The sequence below is a fragment of the Glutamicibacter sp. Je.9.36 genome (assembly GCF_051129975.1).
In the GTDB taxonomy this organism is placed as follows: domain Bacteria; phylum Actinomycetota; class Actinomycetes; order Actinomycetales; family Micrococcaceae; genus Glutamicibacter.
On record NZ_JBCPSN010000006.1, the window covers coordinates 107,942 to 126,441 of the forward strand.

General features: G+C 63.3%; 16 protein-coding genes. All 16 read left to right on the forward strand.

All coding sequences use genetic code 11. The annotated features are described in order from the left end of the window. Nucleotides 1-164: 164 nt before the first annotated feature. The 16 genes from argS to atpA all read left to right on the forward strand — a co-directional run bounded on the left by argS (nucleotide 165) and on the right by atpA (nucleotide 18,428). Nucleotides 165-1,808: an arginine--tRNA ligase gene (gene argS, locus AAZQ98_RS14845; RefSeq protein ID WP_105662579.1), complete on the forward strand. Its 1,644-nt coding sequence runs from the start codon at nucleotides 165-167 to the stop codon at nucleotides 1,806-1,808. A gap of 6 nt (nucleotides 1,809-1,814) precedes the next feature. Beyond that, nucleotides 1,815-3,236, forward strand: coding sequence for a diaminopimelate decarboxylase (gene lysA / locus AAZQ98_RS14850; RefSeq protein ID WP_434693354.1), 1,422 nt, complete (start codon nucleotides 1,815-1,817; stop codon nucleotides 3,234-3,236). Further along, complete coding sequence (locus tag AAZQ98_RS14855; protein WP_105662581.1) at nucleotides 3,237-4,523, forward strand: homoserine dehydrogenase; 1,287 nt, start codon at nucleotides 3,237-3,239, stop codon at nucleotides 4,521-4,523. It begins immediately after the preceding gene. A gap of 1 nt (nucleotide 4,524) precedes the next feature. Continuing rightward, complete coding sequence (gene thrC / locus AAZQ98_RS14860) at nucleotides 4,525-5,625, forward strand: threonine synthase (RefSeq protein WP_434693357.1); 1,101 nt, start codon at nucleotides 4,525-4,527, stop codon at nucleotides 5,623-5,625. Nucleotides 5,626-5,754: 129 nt separating this feature from the next. After that, entirely contained in the window at nucleotides 5,755-6,687 is a 933-nt protein-coding gene (thrB, locus tag AAZQ98_RS14865) for a homoserine kinase (RefSeq protein WP_434693359.1), read from the forward strand. 335 nt (nucleotides 6,688-7,022) lie between these two features. Next, nucleotides 7,023-9,254 (forward strand): transcription termination factor Rho, encoded by a 2,232-nt coding sequence (gene rho, locus AAZQ98_RS14870; protein ID WP_434693362.1) that lies wholly within the window; start codon nucleotides 7,023-7,025, stop codon nucleotides 9,252-9,254. A gap of 188 nt (nucleotides 9,255-9,442) precedes the next feature. Beyond that, a complete protein-coding gene (prfA, locus tag AAZQ98_RS14875) occupies nucleotides 9,443-10,516 on the forward strand; it encodes a peptide chain release factor 1 (RefSeq protein WP_105658405.1) in 1,074 nt (357 codons plus the stop codon). Nucleotides 10,517-10,523: 7 nt separating this feature from the next. Then, on the forward strand, nucleotides 10,524-11,381 hold the full coding sequence (gene prmC, locus AAZQ98_RS14880) for a peptide chain release factor N(5)-glutamine methyltransferase (RefSeq protein WP_400290763.1): 858 nt from the start codon (nucleotides 10,524-10,526) through the stop codon (nucleotides 11,379-11,381). A 34-nt stretch (nucleotides 11,382-11,415) separates the two neighbouring features. Further along, the gene (locus AAZQ98_RS14885; protein ID WP_105658407.1) at nucleotides 11,416-12,099 is read left to right on the forward strand and encodes an L-threonylcarbamoyladenylate synthase; all 684 of its coding nucleotides are present in this window, start codon (nucleotides 11,416-11,418) and stop codon (nucleotides 12,097-12,099) included. Next, nucleotides 12,096-13,217 (forward strand): MraY family glycosyltransferase, encoded by a 1,122-nt coding sequence (locus AAZQ98_RS14890; RefSeq protein ID WP_332488148.1) that lies wholly within the window; start codon nucleotides 12,096-12,098, stop codon nucleotides 13,215-13,217. Before AAZQ98_RS14885 ends, AAZQ98_RS14890 begins: the two co-directional genes overlap by 4 nt. A 247-nt stretch (nucleotides 13,218-13,464) precedes the next feature. Beyond that, nucleotides 13,465-13,821 (forward strand): hypothetical protein, encoded by a 357-nt coding sequence (locus AAZQ98_RS14895; protein WP_146112315.1) that lies wholly within the window; start codon nucleotides 13,465-13,467, stop codon nucleotides 13,819-13,821. Nucleotides 13,822-14,106: 285 nt separating this feature from the next. Then, the gene (gene atpB, locus AAZQ98_RS14900) at nucleotides 14,107-14,898 is read left to right on the forward strand and encodes a F0F1 ATP synthase subunit A (RefSeq protein ID WP_105658410.1); all 792 of its coding nucleotides are present in this window, start codon (nucleotides 14,107-14,109) and stop codon (nucleotides 14,896-14,898) included. Nucleotides 14,899-15,005: 107 nt separating this feature from the next. Then, nucleotides 15,006-15,218, forward strand: coding sequence for an ATP synthase subunit C (locus AAZQ98_RS14905; protein ID WP_013348621.1), 213 nt, complete (start codon nucleotides 15,006-15,008; stop codon nucleotides 15,216-15,218). A gap of 80 nt (nucleotides 15,219-15,298) precedes the next feature. Then, nucleotides 15,299-15,853, forward strand: coding sequence for a F0F1 ATP synthase subunit B (locus tag AAZQ98_RS14910; protein WP_013348622.1), 555 nt, complete (start codon nucleotides 15,299-15,301; stop codon nucleotides 15,851-15,853). Then, complete coding sequence (locus AAZQ98_RS14915; protein WP_133834462.1) at nucleotides 15,853-16,665, forward strand: F0F1 ATP synthase subunit delta; 813 nt, start codon at nucleotides 15,853-15,855, stop codon at nucleotides 16,663-16,665. The genes AAZQ98_RS14910 and AAZQ98_RS14915 overlap by 1 nt, the downstream gene beginning before the upstream one ends. Nucleotides 16,666-16,790: 125 nt before the next feature. After that, nucleotides 16,791-18,428 (forward strand): F0F1 ATP synthase subunit alpha, encoded by a 1,638-nt coding sequence (atpA, locus tag AAZQ98_RS14920; RefSeq protein WP_133834461.1) that lies wholly within the window; start codon nucleotides 16,791-16,793, stop codon nucleotides 18,426-18,428. Nucleotides 18,429-18,500 lie beyond the last annotated feature (72 nt).

Sequence of the window (18,500 nt, forward strand, 5' to 3'; positions counted from 1 at the left end):
GTTGCTGGGCAACAGGAAAAATACTATCAGGTCGTCACTTGATCTGCGCAATTCCAGCACCCTGGCACGCATGTGTTGCAAAAGTCACCGGGTTGGGCCAGTCTCACAGGCGATGCAAGTCATGAATGCTGAAGAAGCACGGCAATTGCCGGTATTCTTGAACGGTGACTCCTGAAGAACTCTCCGCAGCAATATCCGCATGCCTCACCGAAGCCGTAGCCGCCGGCGAAATCTCCGTCGAGGTGCCAGAGACCGTACGCGTGGACCGCCCGAAGAGCCGTGAACACGGCGACTGGGCGACCAACATCGCGCTGCAGCTGGGCAAGAAGGCCGGCATGGCCCCGCGCGACTTCGCCCAGATCCTGGCCACCCGACTTGCTTCGGTCCCAGGAGTCGGCGCCGTGGACATCGCAGGTCCCGGCTTCCTGAACATCACCCTCGAAGCCGGCGCTGCCGGCGAGTTGGCCCGCACCATCGTCGAGGCTGGTTCCGCCTACGGCAGCAACGAGGCCCTGGCCGGCCACGTGGTCAACATGGAATTCGTTTCCGCGAACCCCACCGGCCCGCTGCACATCGGCCACACCCGCTGGGCCGCGCTGGGAGATGCCATCTCCCGCGTGCTGCGCGCTTCGGGCGCTTCGGTGACCAGCGAGTACTACATTAACGATGCCGGCAACCAGATGAACGTCTTCGCCCGTTCGGTGTACAACCGCATCCACGGCCTGCCAGTGCCAGAGGGCGGCTACCCGGGCGAATACATCAAGGAACTGGGCGACGCCGTCCTGGCCGAAGCCCCGCAGCTGCGCGAGCTGGACGAAGCAGAAGCCATTCCTGCCCTGCGCGACGCCGCCTACAAGGCGCAGCTCGAAGACATCAAGTCCACCCTGGCCGACTTCGGCGTCAGCTTCGACGTGTTCTTCTCCGAAACCACCTTGCATGAGGGCGGTGCGGTGGCTGACGCCGTGGCCCGCCTGCGCGAGCAGGGCCACATCTTCGATCTGGAGGGCGCGGTTTGGCTGCGCACCACCGACTTCGGCGATGACAAGGACCGCGTGCTGATCCGCGCCAACGGCGAGCCGACCTACTTCGCCGCGGATGCCGCCTACTACCTGTCCAAGAAAGACCGCGGCTTCGAAGAGAAGATCTACCTGCTGGGTGCCGACCACCACGGCTACGTCAACCGCCTGAAGGCGATCGCCGCCTGCGCGGGAGATGACAAGGACAAGAACATCGAGGTGCTGATCGGCCAGCTGATCTCTGTCAACGGAGCCAAGCTGTCCAAGCGCGCGGGCAACATCATCGAGCTGCGCGATTTGATCAACTGGATCGGCGCCGACGCGCTGCGCTACTCGCTGGCCCGTTTCCCGGCTGATTCGCCGATCGCGCTGGACCCCGAGCAGCTGAAGAAGAACACCAATGACAACCCGGTGTTCTACGTCCAGTACGCCCATGCCCGTTCGTGCGCCGCGGCCCGCAATGCCGCCGCCAAGGGCGTGACCCGTGACGGCTTCGATGCCGCGCTGCTGACCGACCCGACCGAAAACGAGCTGCTGGCCGTGCTCGGCCAGTTCCCGTCGGTGGTTGCCGGTGCCGCGGAATTCCGCGAACCGCACCGCATTGCCCGTTACCTGGAGCAGGTCGCCGGCGCCTACCACTCGTGGTACGCCGCAACCCGCATCACCCCGGTGGGCGAAGGTGAAGCGGTCGCGCCGGTGCACGGCACCCGCCTGTGGCTGAACGACGCCGCCACCACCGTTTTGGCAAATGGATTGGAACTGCTGGGCGTTTCCGCCCCAGAGAGGATGTAAGACCTTATGGCCGTATCGCCGCTAGCCCCGCAATGGCTGCAATTCCCGGAAAACATCAACGCACTTCGACAGATCGAGTGGGCTTCGGGGGTTTCCCGCGAGGCTGGCGGCGAACTGTCCATCCAGGGCCTTCCCGTCTCCCAGCTGGCCGCCGAGTTCGGCACCCCGCTGTTCGTGCTCGACGAGAACGACTTCCGCGCCCGCGCCCGGGGTTTCAAGACCGCCTTCGACGACGCGTTCAGGCAGCTGTGCGGGGGAGTCGACGTCTACTACGCCGGCAAGGCGTTCTTGTGCACCGAGGTGGCCCGCTGGGTGACCGACGAGGGCCTGCGCCTGGATACCTGCTCCGGGGGCGAACTGGCCGTGGCCAACGCCGCCAAGGTGCCCGCTGCCAACCTCTCGCTGCACGGGAACAACAAGTCGGCTGCTGAGATCACCCGCGCCATCGAAATGGGCGTCGGGCGCCTGGTCATCGACTCGCTGGACGAGCTGGACCGGGTGATTTCGATCGCTGACGCCATGGGCCAGAGCGCGCAGGTCATGCTGCGCATTACCCCCGGCGTGCACGCCTCCACCCATGAGGCCATTGCCACCGCGCACGAGGACCAGAAGTTCGGGCTGTCCATCCTGGATGATGCCTCCGGCACTTCTCCTGCGCTGCGTGCGGTCGCCCAGGCGATCGAGGCGCAGAACATCAACCTGCTGGGCCTGCACGCCCACATCGGTTCGCAGATCTTCGAGGCCGAGGGCTTCGCAATGGTCGCCCGCACCATGCTCGGCCTGCTGGCCAAGGTCCGCTCGATCCATGGTGTTTCCCTGCCCGAACTGGATCTGGGCGGCGGCTACGGCATTGCCTACACCTCCGAGGACCACCCCTCCACCCCGGCCAAGCTGGCCGGCCAGATGGCCGAAGTGGTCTCGGCGACCTGCGCCGAACTCGAGCTGGAATGCCCGCGCATTTCCATCGAGCCGGGCCGCGCCATCGCCGGCCCGAGCACCTTCACCCTCTACGAGGCCGGCGTGCGCAAGGACGTCCAGGTGGAAGACGAGGCCGGAGCCCTGCACCCGCGCCGCTACATTTCAGTGGACGGCGGGATGAGCGACAACCCGCGCCCGGTGCTCTACGACGCGCAATATACCGCCGTGCTGGCTAGCCGTATGACGCAAAACGACGCAATTATTTCTCGTGTAGTTGGGAAACATTGCGAGTCAGGTGACATAGTCGTGAAGGACGTTTACCTGCCCGATGACGTGGCGGCCGGCGATTTGATCGCCGTTCCGGCCACCGGCGCCTACTGCTGGGCGCTGTCGAGCAACTACAACTACCTCACCCGCCCCGCGGTGGTAGCGGTACGCGATGGCCAAGCCCGTCTGATCGTGCGCAGGGAAACGGAAACAGACTTGTTGGCCCGTGACATGGGAGTTTAATTGAGCGGCGAAAAGAACCTGAAGGTAGCCCTGCTGGGTTGCGGCACGGTCGGAGCCCAGGTGGCCCGGATCCTGCTGGAAGATGCAAACGAACTGGCTGCCCGCTCGGGCGCCGGCCTGCAACTGATCGGCATTGCCGTGCGCAACCCGGATGCCAAGCGCGATGCAGTGCTGCCCCAGGAGCTTTTCACCACCGACGCCCACGGGCTGATCGCCCAGGCCGATGTGGTCATCGAACTGCTCGGCGGCATGGAGCCGGCCGGCGAATACATCGCCGCCGCCCTTGCCAAGGGTGCCAGCGTCATCACCGGCAACAAGGCGCTGATTGCACTCAAGGGCGCCGAACTGAACGCGATCGCTGCCGGCAACGGCGCCCAGCTGCGCTACGAGGCCGCGGTGGCCGGGGCCATCCCGATCCTGCGCCCGATTGCGGACTCGCTGGCCGGGGACCACATCACCAAGGTGATGGGCATCGTCAATGGCACCACCAACTTCATCCTCGACGCCATGGACACCACCGGTGCCGCGTTCGACGACGTGCTGGCCGAAGCCCAGGCGCTGGGCTACGCGGAAGCCGATCCAACCGCCGACGTGGGCGGGCACGATGCCGCCGCGAAGGCCGCGATCCTGGCTTCGCTGGCCTTCCACACCACCGTGTCCTCGGACCAGGTCTGGACCCAGGGCATCACCGAAGTCAGCGCCGCCGATGTCGCGGCCGCGGCCGCCGCCGGCTACGTGATCAAGCTGCTGGCCATCGCCGAGCAGGCCGAAGCCGGGATTTCGGTGCGCGTCTACCCGGCGCTGGTGCGCCGCAGCCACCCGCTGGCTACCGTGCATGGCGCGTTCAACGCCGTGTTCGTCGAAGCGCAGAACGCCGGCGACCTGATGTTCTACGGGGCTGGAGCCGGCGGCAACCCGACCGCGTCGGCGGTCATGGGCGACGTCGTTGCCGTGGCCCGCCAGATCGCTGCCGGAGCCCCGCTGCCCAACGGCTCGGTCAACCAGGCGCCACGGATGCTGGACTTCGAGGCCATCGACACCCGCTACTGGATTGGCCTGTCGGTCAAGGACCAGTCCGGCGTGCTGGCAGCCATCGCCACCGTCTTCGGCGAGCACGGGGTCTCCATCGAGTCGATGAGCCAGCAGGTGGACGCCGAAGCCGGCGCGCAGCTGCGCATCCTGACCCACCAGGGCACCGAAGCGGCCCTGGCCAGCACCGTCGAGGCGCTGACCGCGCTGGACGCGGTGCACTCTGTTCTATCCGTTATGCGAGTTGAAGGAAACTAACGTGGCTCACCAGTGGCGCGGAGTGATCCGCGAATATGCCGATCGCCTGCCAGTAGACGAAAACACCAAGGTCATCACCCTGGGCGAGGGCGGCACCCCGCTGGTCTACGCCCCGGCGCTGTCGGCGCAGACCGGCAACGAGGTGTACCTGAAGGTCGAGGGCATGAACCCGACCGGTTCCTTCAAGGACCGCGGAATGACCATGGCGATGACCGCCGCGGTGGCTGCCGGCGCCAAGGCCGTGGTGTGCGCCTCCACCGGCAACACCTCCGCTTCGGCCGCCGCCTACGCAACCCAGGCCGGGCTGAAGTGCGCGGTGCTGGTTCCGGATGGCAAGATCTCCATGGGCAAGATGTCCCAGGCGATCGCCCACGGTGCGGACATCATCCAGATCGACGGCAACTTCGACAACTGCCTGGAAGTTGCGCGCAAGCTCAGCGAGAACTACCCGGTGTTCCTGGTGAATTCGGTGAACCCGGCCCGCATCCAGGGCCAGAAGACCGGCGCCTTCGAGGTCGTCGACTTCCTGGGCGACGCCCCGGATTACCACCTGCTGCCGGTAGGCAACGCGGGCAACATCACCGCGTACTGGAAGGGCTACAAGGAGTATTCCTCCAAGTGGACCAACGAAGCCGGCAAGGAACTGGAGCCGGTGTCCACCAAGAACCCGGTCATGTGGGGGTTCCAGGCTGCCGGGGCCGCCCCGATCGTGGCCGGCCACCCGATCACCGAACCGGATACCATCGCCACCGCCATCCGCATCGGCAATCCGGCATCCTGGGAACAGGCCGAAGCCGCCCGCGACGAATCCGGCGGGCAGATCGACTCGGTCACCGACGAGCAGATCCTCAAAGCCCACCGTTGGCTTTCCAGCCGCGAAGGCGTCTTCGTGGAGCCAGCTTCGGCAGCCGGCGTGGCCGGCCTGCTCAAGCACCACGCCGCCGGCACTGCGCCGACCGGCAAGAAGATCGTGATCACCGTGACCGGCCACGGCCTGAAGGACCCGGACTGGGCCCTGAAGCAGGCCGACGGCTCGGAAGTTGCGCCGAAGAAGGTGGCCTTCGACGTGGTCGAGGTCGCCGGCGCGCTGGGCCTGGCCTAGCAGCTTTTCGCCGGCCAGCCGCCGGCAGCACGACGGCCCGCCGCGTTATTGGCTCTCCCGGACCGGGGAGACAATCGCGGCGGGCCGTTGCGCACCTGATACCTATCGCACCGAATTCTTGAAGGAACCATGACGCAGCAGATCGCCCTGGGCCAGAAGTTGATCGTTTCCCCGCCGGCCACCTCAGCCAACCTCGGTCCTGGCTTCGACTCGCTGGGCCTGGCTCTGGAATACCGCGACCGCCTCGAAGTGCGCACCGCGCAGTCCAGCAGCGTCGAGATTTTCGGCGATGGGGCGCAGGAGCTGCCACGCGATGAGTCGCATCTGATCATCAAGGAAATGCACCGTTACTGGAACGACGCCGGTTTTGAACCGGTAGGCGTCCAGCTGGTCGCGCATAACAACATCCCGCACGCGCGCGGCATGGGATCCTCGGCCGCGGCGATCGTCGCGGCCTACGCCGCCGCCGATGCGCTGCTTCCGGCCCCAGCCCGTGGCGGGACCGAGCGGATCTTCCAGGCGGCTGCAGCGTGGGAAGGGCACCCGGACAATGTGGCTCCGGCGGTCTTTGGCGGACTAAGCATCTCTGCCACCGATGCCGCCGGCAGCTTCAGCTCGGTGCAGGTGCCCCTGCACCCGGACCTGCGCGCAGTGCTGGCGATCCCGTCCAATGGCTTGTCCACCGAGGTCGCGCGCGGCGCGCTGCCTGCACAGGTCGACCACGCGGTAGCCGCGGCGAACAGCGCGAGCGCCGCGCTGCTGATCCATGCGCTGAGCAACGATCCGCGCCAGCTGCTGGGCGGCACCAAGGACTACCTGCACCAGGACTATCGCGCCGCGGCCATGCCCGAAAGCGCGGCGCTGATTGCCAAGCTGCGCGGTGCAGGACTGGCCGCAGTGGTGTCCGGCGCCGGACCGACCGTGTTGACCCTGGTGGCCCGCGATGAACAGGTCGCTGCCGTGCAAGCGGCCATCGATGAATTCTCTGCAGGATCTCCAGTGTCTTGGCGTGCTGAAGTTCCCAAGCTGGCCGCCAACGGTGTTACAGTAGAAGTGCTGTAACACCATGGCAGGCCGGATAGCTGGGCAGTAGCCCGGTCCGAATCCTTTGTGGCCAGTGTTGATGCGGATAAATTCGGTTCTCGAACCCCATTTCATCCGTCCAGCCGTCCCGGATCTTCCTGCAGTTCGCAGCAACTTTGATATCCCGCATTCAGGTACGTCTTCGTGCCTAGGAGATGTCAGTCTCTCTAATCCACTGCAGTTTTGCCCCGAATTCTGGGCCATCTTGCGGGGAGAAAGTGAAGTAGCCACGAAATCTTCGGCTGCTGAACATCATTTACGGCATAGTGGGCCTGCCTTGAAGCGGCCCATCCTACGAGTCAGAAGGAACTTTCGTGACCGAAACCACGAGCCTCAACGAAGGCGTGGACACCAAGACTTCCGAAAACAAGAGCGCCGGACTGGCCTCTTTGAAAATGACCCAGCTCCAGCAGTTGGCTTCGCAGCTGGGTATCACCGGCGGTTCGCGGATGCGCAAGGCTGATCTGGTCAAGGCCATCGGCGACCACCAGCGCGGTGGCTCCGTTGCCGCCAAGGACGCCAAGGCCGCACAGGAAGCGAAGTCTGCCAAGACCGAAGCTCCCGCAGCGAAGGCTGAAGCTCCAGCCGAGCAGGCCAAGGAAACCAAGACCCGTGCACGTCGTGCGCCAAAGGCCGCGGCCCAGGCGCAGGCTGAGACCGAGAGCGCACCAGAGGCCGGCGCGACTGCTGAAGATCCGGCTGAAAAGCCAGCTCGCGCACGCCGCACCTCGCGCCGTGTGACCGACTCGGGCAAGGTTGCGGCTCCTGCCGAAGCCAACGAAGCCGCTACCGAGGCTCCAGCCGAGAACCAGGCAGCAGCCGAGGAGTCCAAGGCTCCACGCCAGCGCCGCAACTCGCGGAACAACAAGCCGGTTGACCAGCCAGCAGAGCAGGTAGCCGAGCAGGCCGAGGCACCGGCGGAGAACGCCGAGAACAACGGCGAAGCACGCGAAGAGCGCCGCGAGCGCGGCAATCGCCGTGAGCGTGGCAACCGCCGCGATCGCAACACCGAGCGCACCGAGCGCACCGAAGTTGCCGAGTCGGAGAACGCTGAAGAGCGCACCGACCGCCGCGAAGAGCGCCGCGAGCGCAACAACCGCCGCAACGAGCGCAACAACGACCGCAACGAGCGCAATAACGATCGTGCTGAGCGCAATAACGATCGCAACGATCGCAACAACGACTCGAACGACTCGGAGAACACCGAGGACCGTTCCGAGCGTGGCGACCGCAATGACCGCCGCGAACGCCGCGAGCGCAACAACGACCGCAACGATCGCAATGACCGCAGCAACCGCCGCGAGCGCAACAATGATCGCAACGATCGCAACAACGACCGTAACGATCGCAACAACCGCAACCGCCGCAACCGCCGTGATGACGACGAGCCGCAGCTGAGCGAGGACGACGTCGTATTGCCGATCGCCGGCATCCTGGACGTGCTGGAGAACTACGCCTTCGTGCGCACCTCCGGCTACCTGCCCGGCCCGAACGACGTCTACGTCACCCTGGGCCAGGTCAAGAAGTACAACCTGCGCAAGGGCGACGCCATCGTTGGCGCCATCCGCCAGCCACGCGAGGGCGAGACCCCGAACCCGCGCCAGAAGTTCAACGCCCTGGTGCAGCTGACTTCGGTCAACGGCAAGAAGCCAGAGGACAACCGCGAACGCGTCGAGTTCAACAAGCTCGTCCCGCTGTACCCGACCGAGCGCCTGCGCCTGGAAACCGATCCGAAGCTGGTCGGCCCGCGCGTCATCGACCTGGTCGCGCCAATCGGCAAGGGCCAGCGCGGCCTGATCGTTTCGCCTCCGAAGGCCGGCAAGACCTTGATCCTGCAGGCCATTGCCAACGCGATCACCATCAACAACCCGGAAGTGCACCTGATGATGGTGCTCGTTGATGAGCGTCCCGAAGAAGTCACCGACATGCAGCGCACCGTGAAGGGCGAGGTCATCGCCTCGACCTTCGACCGTCCGGCCGATGACCACACCACCGTGGCCGAGCTGGCCATCGAGCGCGCCAAGCGCCTGGTGGAAATGGGCATGGATGTCGTGGTCCTGCTGGACTCGATGACCCGCCTGGGCCGTGCCTACAACCTGGCCGCTCCGGCCTCGGGCCGCATCCTCTCCGGCGGCGTCGACTCGGCAGCGCTGTACCCGCCGAAGCGCTTCTTCGGTGCAGCCCGCAACATCGAGAATGGCGGCTCGCTGACCATCCTGGCTACCGCCCTGGTGGAGACCGGTTCCAAGATGGACGAGGTCATCTTCGAGGAATTCAAGGGCACCGGCAACATGGAGCTGCGCCTTTCGCGCCAGCTGGCCGAGAAGCGCATCTTCCCGGCAGTGGATGTCAACGCTTCCTCGACCCGCCGCGAAGAGCAGCTGATGAGTGCCGAAGAGGTGCGCATCATGTGGCGCCTGCGCCGCATGCTCTCGGGCATCGATCCGCAGCAGGCACTGGAAGTGCTCACCGGGAAGATCCGCGAAACCGGATCGAACGCGGAATTCTTGATGCTGGTCAACAAGACCACTCCAAACAAGGATTAGCACCACCCACCGCCATGGCGTCCAGCCAGCTTGCCGCACCGGCAGCTGGCTGGACGCCATCGGCGCGTAGTGACACCTCGCACGCCGGCCCCGGCCGGCGCAGCGTTTAGAATTGAATTCCAGCAGTGCCCCAGCCGCAATAGCCGGCGGCACTGCGCGGAAAACGCCAACAAGGAAGCACACCCACCATGTTCGAGTCCGTCAAGTCGCTACTAGAAGAGCATGCCGCAATCCAGGCGCAGCTCTCGGATCCAGCGGTGTACGCCGACCAGGCGCTGGCCCGCAAGCTCGGCCGCCGCTCGGCACAGCTGAACGGCATCGTCGAGGCCTACAACAAGTGGCACGCCGCCACCGAGGACCTGGAAGCAGCCAAGGAAATGGCTGACGAGGATCCGGACTTCGCAGAAGAGGTGGAAACCCTCACCGCCGCCCTGCCAGAGCTCGAGGAGAAGCTGCGCCGCCTGCTGATCCCGCGCGACGAGAACGACGGCCGCGACGTGATCCTCGAAGTCAAGGGCGGCGAGGGCGGCGACGAAGCAGCGCTGTTCGCAGCCGACCTGCTGCGCATGTACACCCGTTTCGCCGAGCACAAGGGCTGGAAGGTGGAGATGATCTCCTTCAACGAGTCCGACCTCGGCGGCTACAAGGACGCCCAGGTTGCCATCAAGGGCAAATCGAATGACCCGGCCGAAGGCGTCTACGCCCAGCTGAAGTTCGAAGGCGGCGTGCACCGCGTGCAGCGCGTGCCGGTCACCGAATCCCAGGGCCGCATCCACACCTCGGCTGCCGGCGTGCTGGTCCTGCCCGAAGTGGACGAGCCCGAAGAAGTCGACATCCACCAGAACGACCTGAAGATCGACGTCTACCGTTCCTCGGGCCCCGGCGGCCAGTCGGTGAACACCACCGACTCCGCGGTGCGCATTACCCACCTGCCCACCGGCATCGTGGTGGCCATGCAGAACGAGAAGTCGCAGATCCAGAACCGCGAAGCCGCGATGCGCGTGCTGCGTTCGCGCCTGCTGGCCCACCAGCAGGAGATCATCGACAAGGAGAATTCGGCCCAGCGTGCAAGCCAGATCCGCACCATGGACCGCTCCGAGCGCATCCGCACCTACAACTACCCGGAAAACCGCATTGCCGACCACCGCACCGGCTACAAGGCCTACAACCTTGACGCCGTGATGGACGGGGACCTGCAGCCGGTGGTTGAATCCTGCATCCAGATGGACGAGGAAGAGCGCTTGGCAGCGCTGGGCGAGTAACGACGCCTTGGAAGAACTCACTGCCGTACGCCGCCAGGCGATTGCGGCGCTGGCCGACGCCGGGGTGCCAAGCCCCGGCGTCGACGTCGACCTGCTGCTGTGCCACGTGCTGGGCATTGACCGCTCGGAACTGAAGCTGCGCGAACTGCGTGGCGAGGGCCTCGACCCTGGAAGCCGGGAGCAGTTCACCGCCCTGGTGGCCGCCCGGCGCACCCGCATCCCGCTGCAGCACCTGACTGGCGTGGCGTACTTCCGCTACCTGGAGCTGAAGGTGGGACCGGGAGTATTCACCCCGCGGCCGGAAACCGAAACCGTGGTGCAGCTCGGCCTTGATTTCCTGGCCGGCCAAGGCATCGGCACCCCGCGGTGCATTGATTTGTGCTCGGGCTCCGGCGCCATTGCAGCGTCCGTGGCCAGCGAAGTGCCAGCAGCCAGCGTCTGGGCCGTGGAGCTCTCGGACGATGCCATTGGCTACACCCGGGCCAACTGCGAGCCGCACCGGGTCACCGTGCTGCACCAGGATGCCACGCAAGTTCCCGGGGAGCTGGAAGGCACCATGGACCTGGTGATCTCCAATCCGCCGTATATTCCGCCCAACGCGGTTCCGCGCGAAGTGGAAGTGCGCGAGCACGACCCGGAAATGGCGTTATACGGGCTCGGGGAAGACGGACTGGACATTCCGCGAGCCATTACCGCCCAAGCCATGAAGCTCTTGCGTCCCGGCGGCTACTACGTGATGGAACACGCCGAAGTGCAGCGCGAAACCGCGGCAGCCATGCTGCACGCGGCCGGTTTCACGCAGGTAGCTGGCCATGAAGATTTGACCGGGCGCGCCCGCGCCACATCCGGCTACGCGCCGCAATAACCAAACCACACCCAGTGCATGAAAGAATGATCCCGTGAGCACAACATTTTCGGTAAGCAACGAGCAGGAACACGCTGAAGGCATCGCCGCAGCCAAGGCCGCGCTGGCGGACAAGCGCTGCATCGTCTTGCCTACAGATACCGTCTACGGGATCGGCGCCGATGCATTCAGCGCCCAGGGCGTGGCGATGCTGCTGGCCGCCAAAGGCCGCAACCGCACCATGCCCCCGCCGGTGCTGATCGCCCAGAGTTCCACCATGGACGGATTGGCCAGGGACATCCCCGAGGCCGCGCGCAAGCTGGCCGAAGCGTTCTGGCCAGGCGGACTGACCCTGATCCTGCAGGCCCAGCCTTCGCTGACCTGGGATCTGGGGGAGACCCGCGGCACCGTGGCGCTGCGCGTGCCCAACGACGACACCGCCTTGGAACTCCTGGGCCAGACCGGCCCGCTGGCCGTGTCCTCGGCCAACCGCACCGGCAACGCGGCGGCGCTGGATGTCGAGCAGGCTTTCGCTCAGCTCGGGGAGTCGGTGGATGTCTACCTCGACGGCGGCCCGCGCGGCGAGGCCGGGGAAGAGGTCCTGCCATCGACCATCATCGATTGCACCGGCCAGAACCTGCAGGTGGTTCGCTCGGGCGCGATTTCCATTGAGGAATTGCGCGTGGTCGTCCCTGGCATTCTCGATTTGGGACAGGACGCACCGGAAACCGGCGCATGAGAACATACGTACTGCTCATAGCATTCAGCTTTACGGTTTCGTTCCTGCTCACCCCGATCATCCGCACCCTTGGCCACCGTTTCACCGGCAACCAGCTGGTGCGCGAACGCGACCAGCACGAAAAACCGATCGTGAAGTTCGGCGGCCTGGCGATTATCGCCGCTTTCGCCGCAGGGCTATGGCTGGCCAGCAACTTCCACTTCTTCCGCGGGGTCTTCGGCAATGACGACGCCATCCGCGGAATCGCCTACGCCCTGGGCGTCATCGTGCTCATGGGCCTGGCCGATGACATGTTCGACCTCAAATGGTGGCTGAAGCTCGCCGGCCAGATCCTGATCGGCTGGCTGGTCGCCACCAACGGAATCGTCATCCAGTCCCTGCCAGTGGGTTCGTGGCAGATCGATGAGCAATGGATGCAGATTTCGGTGACGATTTTCCTGATCGTGCTGACCATGAACGCGATCAACTTCTCCGATGGATTGGATGGCCTGGCCGCGGGCCTGGCCGCCATTGGCGCGGCGACCTTCTTCGTGTACTCCTATGTACTGGCCACGCACGTGAGCGCCGATGACTACGCGAACATCGGGGCCTTGCTCTGCGCCTTGCTGCTCGGTGCCTGCCTGGGCTTCTTGCCGCACAACTTCAACCCGGCGAATATCTTCATGGGGGAGACCGGCGTTCTCGCCATCGGCATGATCCTCTCGGTGGCCGCGGTGGCGGTGACCGGTGATGTGCAGGGCCTGGAGGCCCGGCGCTTCCGCAACATCCCGGCCTACATGCCGATGCTGCTGCCGATGGTGATCGTCTTCCTACCAGTACTGGACCTTGTACTCTCGGTCTTCCGCCGGCTGGCCAACAAACGCTCACCCTTTTCCCCGGATGCCAAGCACATCCACCACCGGATGCTGGCCCAGGGCCACTCGGTGCGCCAATCGGTAGTTCTGCTCTACCTGTGGGCCGCCGTGATTGCAGTCTCAGTGGTTTCCATCGCCTTCATCCCGGTCATTCTGGTGGTCCCGATGGCCTTGCTGTTGTTCCTAGTGGCAGCGGTTGCAACGTGGCGCCCCCTGGTGATCAAGCGGGTCGAGGCCTTACGCAAGCGCATGGGCAAAGCCTAGCCCGATCAAATAGCGGGGTAACGCACAAGCAATCTGTTTCTATCTCGTGTAGAATTCAATCTGGATCTTCTTTCATCTGTTCTTTAGGGAATAGGTGGAAGTTTCAAGTTTCATCAGCATCGATGGGTGCACGATGGTTCCTCGGTGTTGACGAAGAAAGGTTGCGGACGTGAATTCTGGTTCTGCCCGCGTCAGTGCTTCGTCAGCCCCGAAATCCATCTGGTTGCCGATTCTTGGCTTGTCACTGGTGTATTCGCTGATCGCTACCGCCATATTTTTCCTGATTTCATGGTTGGTTGCCGATCTTCGCTACGCGCTTTCTGGCGCGCTGGCTGCCGGGATTGTGATTGGCTTTTTCGCGATTGGCATTCTCATTGCCGAAGCTGCAGGGCGAATTCGCCACTCGTGGGCCATGCCCGCGTTCTTGGGTGTCTTTGTCATCAAGGTTTTTGGCATCGCCTTCGTGTTGTTGAACCTGGGGTTGCCCGATTGGGTTAATCGCCAGGGATTCGTTCTTGCAGCAGCTATCTCCCTTGTTGCCTGGCAGGTTGGCGAGGTGCGTGCTTTCATGAAGGCGCGCCTGGCTATCTACAACGAGGAATAGAGTATTCCGCGCGACTTTGTGTCGGTGGGGTGCTGTGAGTTTGATAAGCTTACTTCGGGTCATTTTTGGCCGTCCGCTCAACTGCGGGCGGAATACGCAATATGCATCCGCGGGGTAACCCGCAGATGGACCTTCATCAGGGTTGATGCTTCTGGCATGGGCCATGATGGGATCCCCGTTTGATCTTTTCTTCACACGGTGAGAGGCAGTTACCGCCAGTCACCGCCTTTTGCCCGTGACCGTTACTGCAGAGAGGACAGCGCGTTGTTCGCGTTTGCGCTCCCAATGGCCTCAGAAGAAGGCGGCTTCGTACCGCCATCCGTTTCCGATACCCACCTCCCGGATCTTTTCCCGTGGATGGCTGAGTACGGCACGGGTTTCGGCAAGCAGATGCTCATGATCGTTTTGTCGATCGTGCTTATCTCTTGGTTCTTCACCGTGGCCATCAAGAACCCGAAGCTGGTTCCAGGCAAGATGCAGTACATCGCTGAGTCCGGTTACGCGTTTGTACGTAACGGAATTGGCCGCGACATCATCGGCGAGAAGAACTTCCGTCCTTGGATTCCTCTGCTGTTCGCGACCTTCTTCTTCGTACTGCTGAACAACCTCTTCGGCGCGATTCCGTTCCTGCAGCTTCCATCGTTCTCACACGCTGGTTCTGCATACGCGATGGCTATCATCATCTACGGCACCTGGATTGCTGTAGGCCTGAAGAACCACGGTATCCGCTACTTCAAGTTGGCCGTCGTCCCGTCCGGTGTTCCGGGCTGGATCATGCCACTGATGATTCCGTTGGAAATCATTTCTAACTTCATCGTTCGCCCGCTGACGCACTCGCTGCGTTTGATGGCAACGATGCTGGCCGGTCACATGATCGTGATGCTGGCAGCTGCCGGCGCTCGTCACCTGATCGTTGTCCAGGACTCCCTGGCCATGAACGGCCTTGGCATCCTGGTCATCGTTGGCTCGGTCGCCATGTACTTCCTGGAACTGCTGATCATGGTCCTGCAGGCGTTTGTTTTCGCCCTGCTGACCGCGATCTACCTCCAGGGTGCAATCGAAGCCGACGCCCACTAGGCCAACACTTCTTTTCTTCCAACCCATAAAGATCTTCCTTGAGTCGCTCAAGGAATACCTCACAACCTACCGGCAAAAGCTCGGTATCTTGAAAGGAACATAATCACATGTTGCACGGCTCCCTGAATATGATCGGCTACGGCCTGGCTGCTATCGGTTCGGCTATCGGCGTTGGCTTGATCTTCGCTGCCTACATCAACGGTGTTGCACGTCAGCCTGAGGCTCAGCGCATCCTGCAGCCAATCGCCATGCTTGGCTTCGCACTTGCTGAAGCACTGGCCATCCTGGGCCTGGTCTTCGCTTTCGTCATCGGCGCCTAGTCTTTTCGCAACTGTAGTGGCCTCGCCACTATCGCGAGGCGTACACACAAGCGGAAACTAGTAGATAAGGAATAGTGAGAATGAACAGCACTGATTTCATCCTCGCTGCGAGCGAATCGGTCAACCCGCTGTTGCCGAACCCGTGGGAAATTCTCGTCACGGGTGTTGGTTTCGCGGTCCTTCTGTTCATCGTCATCAAGGTAATTGCTCCAAAGTTCGAGCAGTCCTATGAAGATCGCGTCACCGCGATCGAAGGTGGCCTTGAGAAGGCTGAAGCAGCGCAGAAGGAAGCAGAGGAGACCTTGGCACAGTACAAGGCCCAGCTTCTGGAAGCACGCACCGAAGCAAACCGCATCCGTGAGGAAGCTCGTAGCGAAGGTGCTCAGATCCTTGCGGATCTGAAGACCAAGGCAACCGATGAGGCAGCTCGTATCACCGAGCAGTCGCACCGCCAGATCGAAGCTGAGCGCGTATCCGCTCTGGCTTCGCTCCGCACCGACGTGGGCGCATTGGCTACCGAGCTTGCAAGCAAGGTTGTTGACGAAGCTCTGCAGGACGATGCCCGTGCCCAGCGCGTGGTTGACAAGTTCCTGACCGATTTGGAAGCTCAGCAGAACGCAGGTGCATCGAACTAATGGCAAGTGTATCGAGCGAGTCACTGGCAAAGGCTTTGGCGTTCCTGGAACCCAAGCTGGCACTGGCATCTATTGAGCTGCCTAAGGAACTGTTCGCGGTCCTGGAAGTACTGGATGCAAATGCCGGTCTCCGCCGCGCAATGACTGACCCAGCCCGTGGAAATGCCGACAAGGCAGGCCTTTTGGCTCAGCTGCTGCACGGAAAGGTCTCGGCTGACGCCGAGGACGTCGTCGCACAGCTGGCTTCTACCCGCTGGAGCTCGGAACGCGACATTAGCGATGCGCTCGAATCGCTGGCTGTCACTGCGGTCACCGCAGTAGCAGAGCAGCAGGACGGCGCTTCGGGGCTGAACAAGCTGGAGCAGGATCTGTTCTCCTTCATCGAGGCAGTGCGTGGCAATCACGAACTGCAGCGTGCGTTGGATGATGCACAGGCCCCAGTCGAGGCTAAGCGCACTCTCGCGCTGAAGCTCGTGCCTAACGCGTCGCAGACCTCGCAGGTTTTGATCTCCCAGGCAGTTTCGAACCCCCGCGGTTTGAAGCCAGCAGCCTTGGTTGGACGTTTCGTAGAGCTCGTGGCCAAGCGCCAGCAGCGCTGGATTGCCTCGGTAACCAGCTCTGTAGAACTTTCCGAAGCCCAGCTTTCGCGCCTGGAGACCAGCCTGAACAAGCTATACGGTCGTCAGCTCAAGCTCAACGCCACTACCGACCCATCGCTGGTCGGTGGACTGGTAGTCAAGGTTGGCGACGAAGTTGTCGACGCTTCCGTGGCATCACGCGTGGCCGAGTTGCGCCGCGCCTTGGCCAGCTAGGACTCATTGGGCTAGGGAGTGATCCTTCGCCTGGTGTTCCTGGCTGCCAGGACCACAACAGACTTCATTCACATTCGATTCGGTCCAATGGACCGGATCACAATTTAGGAGAGCAGGGACTGCAGATGGCCGATTTGACCATCAATGCCAACGACGTCCGCGATGCCCTAAACGAGTTCGCATCTTCCTACGAACCGGGTAAGGCAGAGCGCACCGAGGTGGGACGCGTCGTCGCCGCGAGCGACGGCATCGCCAGAGTGGAAGGCCTTCCTTCCGTCATGGCCAACGAGTTGCTGAAGTTCGAAGATGGCACCCTGGGCCTGGCCCAGAACCTCGATACCCGCGAAATCGGTGTCGTTGTGCTTGGTGACTTCACCGGCATCGAAGCTGGCCAGAAGGTAGAGCGCACCGGCGAGATCCTTTCGGTTCCAGTCGGCGACGGCTACCTGGGCCGCGTGGTCGACCCGTTGGGCGAGCCACTGGACAACCTGGGCCCCATCGCTGCCGAGGGCCGCCGCGCCCTGGAGCTGCAGGCACCAGGCGTAACCCAGCGCAAGAGCGTGCACGAGCCAATGCAGACCGGTCTGAAGGCTATCGACGCCATGATCCCGATCGGCCGTGGCCAGCGTCAGCTGATCATTGGCGACCGCCAGACCGGCAAGACCGCTATCGCGGTTGACACCATCCTGAACCAGCGTGCTAACTGGGAATCCGGCGATCAGACCAAGCAGGTCCGCTGCGTCTACGTGGCAATTGGCCAGAAGGCATCGACCATCGCTGCCGTTCGCCAGACCCTCGAAGAGCAGGGCGCACTGGAGTACACCACCATCGTGGCGTCCCCGGCATCCGACCCAGCCGGCTTCAAGTACTTGGCTCCATACGCAGGCTCGGCCATCGGCCAGCACTGGATGTACGGCGGCAAGCACGTTCTGATCGTCTTCGATGATCTGTCGAAGCAGGCTGAAGCCTACCGTGCCGTGTCCCTGCTGCTGCGCCGTCCGCCAGGACGCGAAGCCTACCCAGGCGACGTCTTCTACCTGCACTCCCGCCTGCTTGAGCGTTGCGCCAAGCTGTCGGACGAGCTGGGTGCAGGCTCGATGACTGGCTTGCCAATCATCGAAACCAAGGCCAACGACGTGGGCGCGTTCATCCCGACCAACGTCATCTCGATCACCGACGGCCAGATCTTCTTGCAGTCGGATCTCTTCAACGCCAACCAGCGTCCAGCTGTCGACGTGGGTATCTCGGTATCCCGTGTTGGCGGTTCGGCACAGGTCAAGGCCATGAAGAAGGTCTCCGGTACCTTGAAGCTGGAATTGGCCCAGTACCGCGACATGCAGGCATTCGCAATGTTCGCCTCGGACCTGGATGCTGCTTCCAAGCAGCAGCTGACCCGTGGTGCGCGCCTGATGGAACTGCTCAAGCAGGGCCAGTACACCCCGTACCCGGTTGAGGACCAGGTCGTTTCGATCTGGGCCGGCACCAACGGCTACCTGGACGATGTCCCGGTTGAGGATGTACGCCGCTTCGAGGGCGAGTTCATCGACTACCTGCGCCACCGCACCGATGTACTGACCGTGATTGGCCAGACCGGCAAGCTGGAGAACGAGACTCTGGAAGCCATGAAGACCGCTGTTGCGGACTTCAAGGCCGGCTTCTTCGGCGAAGGCGACGACAAGCTTGTCGCCGCCGGGCACGAAGAGCACGACGCTCTCGATTCCGAGTCCGTTGACCAGGAAAAGATCGTCAAGCAGAAGCGCTGACAATTTCCTTGCCAAGGGGGAGCGGCGCCGGTAACGGCGCCGCCCTCCCGAGGTAGGGGATAAGGAAAGGAC